Below are 5,801 nucleotides of genomic sequence, written 5' to 3' on the forward strand. Positions count from 1 at the left end.
CCAAGCCGCCTCATTAATGCCGCTCATTACTGAATCGGTCGTCAATTTTGGGCAATGGCAAGGAGAAATATCAGAGAAGCATCGCAACGGCAATCTGGTCCCCATGTTTGTCAAAGTCAACCGGATAGTCAGCAGTGATAAAGATTCAATTTATGATTGGGTATTCATGCTGTCTGATTTATCCAATATTAAAGAACTTGAGCGGTTAGAATACTTAGCTCACCATGACTCTTTAACTGGCCTTGCTAACCGAGCCCATCTGTACCGTGTCCTCGACGAAGTTATTACCAATGTAAGAGATAACCAACAAGGCTTTGCGTTACTTTATCTTGATCTTGATGGCTTCAAGCAGGTCAACGACACATATGGACACGATGCGGGGGACGAAGTGCTAAGGCAAGTGTCACAGAGATTGCTGTCTCAAGTTCGTTCTCAAGATCTTGTCGCTCGCTTATCCGGCGATGAGTTTGTGGTGGTGATCAACCCTTGCCTTGAGTCACGCATCGGACAGTTTTCGCAACGACTGATTCATCTTCTGTCTGAAGATATTGTTTACAATGGGCAGGTGATGACAATTGGTGCCAGTGTGGGCGCTTGCCACATCAACGATTCGACACAAAGCCTCGATACTATTTTAAAGGTGGCGGATAGGGCGATGTATCAAGCGAAATCCTCAGGGAAAGGAAAATATATTCTCATCGGTAATACAGATTAGATGCTAGGGTCCTTTTCCTGTTAGGCGTAGTTATCTTTGTATATAATCAAGAAAAATCATAAGGGTAGGTGACATGAACGTTTTAGTAACTGGTGGTATGGGCTACATAGGCAGCCATACGTGTATTCAAATGATTGAATCAGGCATGACACCGATTATTTTTGATAATCTTTACAACAGTAAGAGCAGCGTATTAGAGCGTATTGAAAAAGTATCGGGTACTCGACCTAAGTTTGTGGAAGGCGATGTGCGTGATAAAGATCTGCTCATTCAGGTTTTAAACGAACACAACATCGAGAGCGTGATTCATTTCGCGGGATTAAAAGCCGTTGGAGAATCTGTCGAGAAGCCATTAGAGTATTACGACAATAATGTGAATGGAACCTTGGTCTTAGTCGATGCCATGCGCCAAGCGAATGTAAAAAGCTTAGTCTTCAGCTCCTCTGCAACGGTTTACGGTGATCCGGCTTCAGTGCCGATTACCGAAGATTTCCCAACCAGTGCGACGAACCCTTATGGTCGAAGTAAATTAATGGTTGAAGAGTGTTTGGCTGATTTTCAAAAAGCGAATGAAGATTGGAGTATCACTTTACTGCGTTATTTTAACCCTGTGGGCTCTCATCCAACCGGGCTTTTGGGGGAAGACCCACAAGGTATTCCGAATAACCTGATGCCTTTTGTTTCTCAGGTTGCGGTAGGTCGTCGAGAGTATTTGTCGGTGTTTGGTAATGATTACCCAACTAGCGATGGTACTGGGGTGCGAGATTATATTCACGTTATGGATTTATCCGACGGCCATGTTGCCGCGTTGAATAAAGTGGGCGAAAAGCAAGGGCTGCATATTTATAACCTTGGTACTGGTAATGGTTACAGTGTACTTGAGATGGTTTCTGCTTTTGAAGCAGCATCAGGCAAACCTGTGCCGTATAAAGTGGTTGAACGACGTGCGGGTGACATCGCTGAGTGTTGGGCAGATCCAAGTAAAGCCATTAACGATCTAGGGTGGAGTGCGAAACGTTCACTAGAGGAAATGACTCAAGATACATGGCGTTGGCAGTCTTCAAACCCAAACGGTTACCCAAATAGCTAAAGTTTCCCAGGTAACACTAGTTTTCCAGGTGACTAGCTTTCCAGGTGACAAGTTTTCCAAGTAAGAAAGTGACTCAGCAGTAAAGTGGGTTAGCAATAAAAAGTGACTCGGAAGTAAAGTGGCTAAAAGTAAAGTCGCCGAGAGATCTAGGCTATCAAGCAAAAAGCCACCGTCTGGTGGCTTTTTGTTGTCTGTCGAACCGAGGCTATACTTCTTTATCTTTACCCAACGACAGTAGCCAAAGACTCACAGCGGCAACACCAACGAAACCACCTAGTATGATTACTGGCATCGCACTATAGCCTAGAATGTGCCAAATCACAGATTCAAATGTACTCATATTCTGCTCCTTATTGCCAGCCTTCGACACCATGCATGTCTGGCAGTTTGTGTGCGATACCCTTGTGGCAATCAACACACGTTTTATCGCCAGAGGCGAGTGCGGTGGAGTGCTGTTTAGCACTGCGAGAATTTTGTTCTGAAAAATCCATAAACTCAAATTCGTGACAATTACGACATTCCAAAGAATCGTTGCCTTTTAGTCTGGCCCATTCTCGTTCAGCCAGGTGACCCCGTCTTGCTTCAAACTTTTCTTGTGTCCCGATAGTGTCGAGGACATAGTGAGCAAAAAGCTCTTTCGATGCTTGAACTTTACGAACGATTTTATCGGTCCACTCATGGGGTACGTGACAGTCAGAACAGATTGCGCGCACACCAGAACGGTTTGAGTAGTGAATCGTTTCTTGAATCTCTTTAACAATAGGTGCGTGGCAACCTGAGCAGAATTCCTCAGAGTTGGTGGCTTCCATCCCCGTGTTAAACGCCCCCCAGAAAAGTAAACCACCTGCAAAACCCATGAATAAAACAACACCAACGGCGGCTTTACTAGGGCTCAATAGGCGTTTCCAAAACGCTTTAAGTAATTTCATATAATAGCCTCTCTATTACTTCGGCTACGATTAACGCAACGAATCAACAGGTTTAAATTCATTTTCAACCAACGGTTTAGCTGCAGCTTGAGGAACGTGGCACTGAAGACAGAAATAGCGACGAGGTGATACGTCGGCTAATACGGCATCTTCACGATTGACATAGTGAGTCACACTGATTTTTGTTGCGCCCATCTCTTTTGCGTTTTTCCAGCTGTGGCATGCTAAACATTTGTTCGCATTAAGAGACACTTCGTAACCTCTGATCGAGTGAGGTACAAGAGGGGGTTGATACACGTATTCGCTATCTAAAACCTGCTCTTTTGGATATTTTTTAAAATCATCTGCCGGTCGTGTTGCTTCTAATTCACTTGCACCACGCAGTGACTCAACGCCGCCAATCCCACCCGGGTTATCCGTTTCTGCTTGAGCGATACCAGTTAATACCACACCAACTGACAGTAGAGCTATAATCAGTTTTTTCATGTTAATTTCTCCGCCTAATGGCTAATTCTTTGATAGGCAGTTATTGATGATTAAAAGTAAACAACTGCCATTCATTCTAAATTCTCGAGTTATGGGGCCGTGAATAACTCGGATACCCACTACCAATTAAGAAACCGATTACCAACGACTAAATTTTGGTGATCTTGACTGGGCATTTTTTAAAGTCAGTCTGTTTTGACAGTGGATCTGTCGCATCTAAGATCAGTTTGTTAATGAGAATTCGTGCGTCAAAGAAAGGCACGAAGACCAAACCTTTTGGAGGACGGTTTCGACCGCGAGTTTCAACACGCACGCGTACTTCGCCGCGTTTGTTTTCCATGAGCACTTCATCACCTCTGCGTAATCCTCGCTCTTTTGCGTCATCAGGGTGGATGTAACACAGAGCATCAGGCACTGCTTTATAAAGTTCAGGAACTCGGCGAGTCATGGTACCGGTGTGCCAGTGTTCAAGAACACGCCCTGTACACAACCAAAGATCAAACTCGGAATCAGGGTGCTCAGGTGCAGGTTCAAACGGTGCGGAGATGATCAGCGCTTTTCCATCGGGCTTACCGTAGAAATCCCAGCCAGAGCCTTTTTTCGCATAAGGATCTGAGCCTTCTTTGTAGCGCCAAAGTGTCTCTTTACCGTTAACAACAGGCCAGCGAAGACCGCGTGATTCATGATAGGCATCGTATGGGGCCAAGTCGTGACCGTGATCGCGACCAAATTGTGCGTATTCTTCAAATAAGCCTTTTTGAACGTAGTAGCCAAAGTGGTGCGCATCATCGTTTAACTCACGCGCTTCTTCAATTGGGAATTTATCAACTTGCCCATTAGCAAATAGCATGTCGTACATGGTTTTACCGCGGTACTGAGGTGCAGCGGCGAGCATCTCTTCTGTCCAGACTTCTTCCATCTTGAAGCGTTTTGAAAACTCCATGATTTGCCACAAATCAGACTTAGCTTCGCCTACAGTGTCCACCTGTTGGTACCAGGCTTGAGTGCGTCTTTCGGCATTTCCATAAGCGCCCTCTTTTTCAATCCACATAGCGGTAGGAAGAATCAAGTCTGCCGCTTGTGCGGTGGCGGTTGGGTATGGGTCTGAGCAGACGATAAAGTTTTCAGGATTACGGTAACCAGGAAGACGTTCGCCATTAATATTAGGCCCTGCTTGTAGGTTGTTATTACACATCACCCAATACGCGTTCAGTTTTCCATCATTTAACATGCGATCTTGAAGAACAGCATGGAAACCAGGCTTGGGTGGGATAACACCATCCGGGATATTCCAAATGCCTTCTGCAATTTTACGGTGTTTCGGATTCGCAACAACCATATCTGCTGGTAAACGGTGAGCAAATGTACCGACCTCACGAGCTGTACCACAGGCGGATGGTTGACCTGTTAATGAGAAAGGACTGTTACCCGGTGTGGCTATTTTACCGGTGAGAAGGTGGATGTTATAAACCAAGCTGTTCATCCATACGCCGCGAGTATGTTGGTTCATGCCCATTGTCCAGAGTGACATTACCTTGGTGTTTGGATCTGCGTACTGTTTCGCTAATGTAATGAGGCTCTCTACCGATACACCTGAAATCTCGGATGCTTTTTCAGCCGTATAGGGAGCAACCGACGCTTTATAGCCTTCAAAATCAAGCGGTAGCATCTCGCCAGAGTTAGGGTTTTCAGCCTTCATTTGAATTGGATCATCGTCACGTAGCCCATAGCCGATATCGGTTTTGGCTTGTTTAAAGTTGGTATGTTTGTTGACGAAATCCCAGTTAACCGCGTCGTTTTCGATGATGTAGTTGGCGATGAAGTTGGCAATCGCCAAATCGCTCTGTGGCTCGAAAATGTAACCTTGATCAGCCAGTTCAAAAGAGCGGTGATAGTAGGTAGACAAGACATTGACTTTAACGTGAGGGTGGCTTAAACGGCGGTCTGTAATACGTGTCCAAAGTACGGGGTGCATTTCTGCCATGTTAGAGCCCCAAAGAACAAACGAGTCCGCATGTTCAAAATCGTCATAACAACCCATTGGCTCATCAATACCAAACGTACGCATAAAACCGACGACGGCTGATGCCATGCAGTGACGTGCATTCGGGTCAATGTTGTTAGAACGCAGGCCCGCTTTCATCATTTTAGCAGCGGCATAGCCTTCCATTACCGTCCATTGGCCAGAACCAAACATGCCGACACTAGTTGGGCCTTTGTCCTTCAGTGCTTGTTTCCATTTCTCTGCCATAGTATCAAACGCTTGATCCCATGAAACAGGCGTAAAATCACCATTTTTATCGTACTTTCCGTCTTTCATACGGAGCAATGGTTGCTCTAAACGGTCTTTTCCGTACATGATTTTGGAAAGGAAGTACCCTTTAATGCAGTTCAACCCTTTGTTTACTGGAGATTCTGGGTCACCTTGCGTGGCGACAACTTTTCCGTTTTGAGTCCCAACAAGGACTGAGCAGCCAGTACCACAAAAACGACAAGGTGCTTTATCCCATGTGATTTTAGTTTGATCGGAGCTAGCAATCAGGTTCGTTGCGGTCGCTGGCAATGTTACGCCCGCTACGGC

At 45.5% G+C, this 5,801-nt stretch carries 6 protein-coding genes; 2 read left to right on the top strand and 4 right to left on the bottom strand.

Going from position 1 to position 5,801, the window contains the following annotated elements:
• Both ACP45E_RS02335 and galE read left to right on the top strand, forming a co-directional pair.
• On the top strand, positions 1-715 hold a 715-nt coding region (locus ACP45E_RS02335; RefSeq protein ID WP_141707191.1), incomplete at its 5' end, for a GGDEF domain-containing protein.
• Positions 716-788: 73 nt separating this feature from the next.
• A complete protein-coding gene (gene galE, locus ACP45E_RS02340; protein WP_017038173.1) occupies positions 789-1,805 on the top strand; it encodes a UDP-glucose 4-epimerase GalE in 1,017 nt (338 codons plus the stop codon).
• A gap of 205 nt (positions 1,806-2,010) precedes the next feature.
• Here galE and ACP45E_RS02345 read toward each other — a convergent pair whose 3' ends face one another.
• The 4 genes from ACP45E_RS02345 to napA form a co-directional block, all read right to left on the bottom strand.
• Complete coding sequence (locus ACP45E_RS02345; protein ID WP_017033676.1) at positions 2,011-2,145, bottom strand: TIGR02808 family protein; 135 nt, start codon at positions 2,143-2,145, stop codon at positions 2,011-2,013.
• Positions 2,146-2,155: 10 nt separating this feature from the next.
• Positions 2,156-2,734: a NapC/NirT family cytochrome c gene (locus ACP45E_RS02350; protein WP_017033675.1), complete on the bottom strand. Its 579-nt coding sequence runs from the start codon at positions 2,732-2,734 to the stop codon at positions 2,156-2,158.
• A 30-nt stretch (positions 2,735-2,764) separates the two neighbouring features.
• On the bottom strand, positions 2,765-3,220 hold the full coding sequence (locus ACP45E_RS02355; protein ID WP_017033674.1) for a nitrate reductase cytochrome c-type subunit: 456 nt from the start codon (positions 3,218-3,220) through the stop codon (positions 2,765-2,767).
• A 148-nt stretch (positions 3,221-3,368) separates the two neighbouring features.
• A partial coding sequence (gene napA, locus ACP45E_RS02360; protein WP_198927673.1) for a periplasmic nitrate reductase subunit alpha occupies positions 3,369-5,801 on the bottom strand: 2,433 nt, incomplete at its 5' end.

Source organism: Vibrio genomosp. F10 str. 9ZD137 (assembly GCF_049974785.1).
Lineage (GTDB): Bacteria > Pseudomonadota > Gammaproteobacteria > Enterobacterales > Vibrionaceae > Vibrio.

Excerpts from the sequence above, each read along its gene's own strand:
- galE (WP_017038173.1), top strand. The coding sequence starts at position 789 with ATGAACGTTTTAGTAACTGGTGGTATGGGCTACATAGGCAGCCATACG.
- ACP45E_RS02345 (WP_017033676.1), bottom strand. The coding sequence starts at position 2,145 with ATGAGTACATTTGAATCTGTGATTTGGCACATTCTAGGCTATAGTGCG.
- ACP45E_RS02350 (WP_017033675.1), bottom strand. The coding sequence starts at position 2,734 with ATGAAATTACTTAAAGCGTTTTGGAAACGCCTATTGAGCCCTAGTAAA.
- ACP45E_RS02355 (WP_017033674.1), bottom strand. The coding sequence starts at position 3,220 with ATGAAAAAACTGATTATAGCTCTACTGTCAGTTGGTGTGGTATTAACT.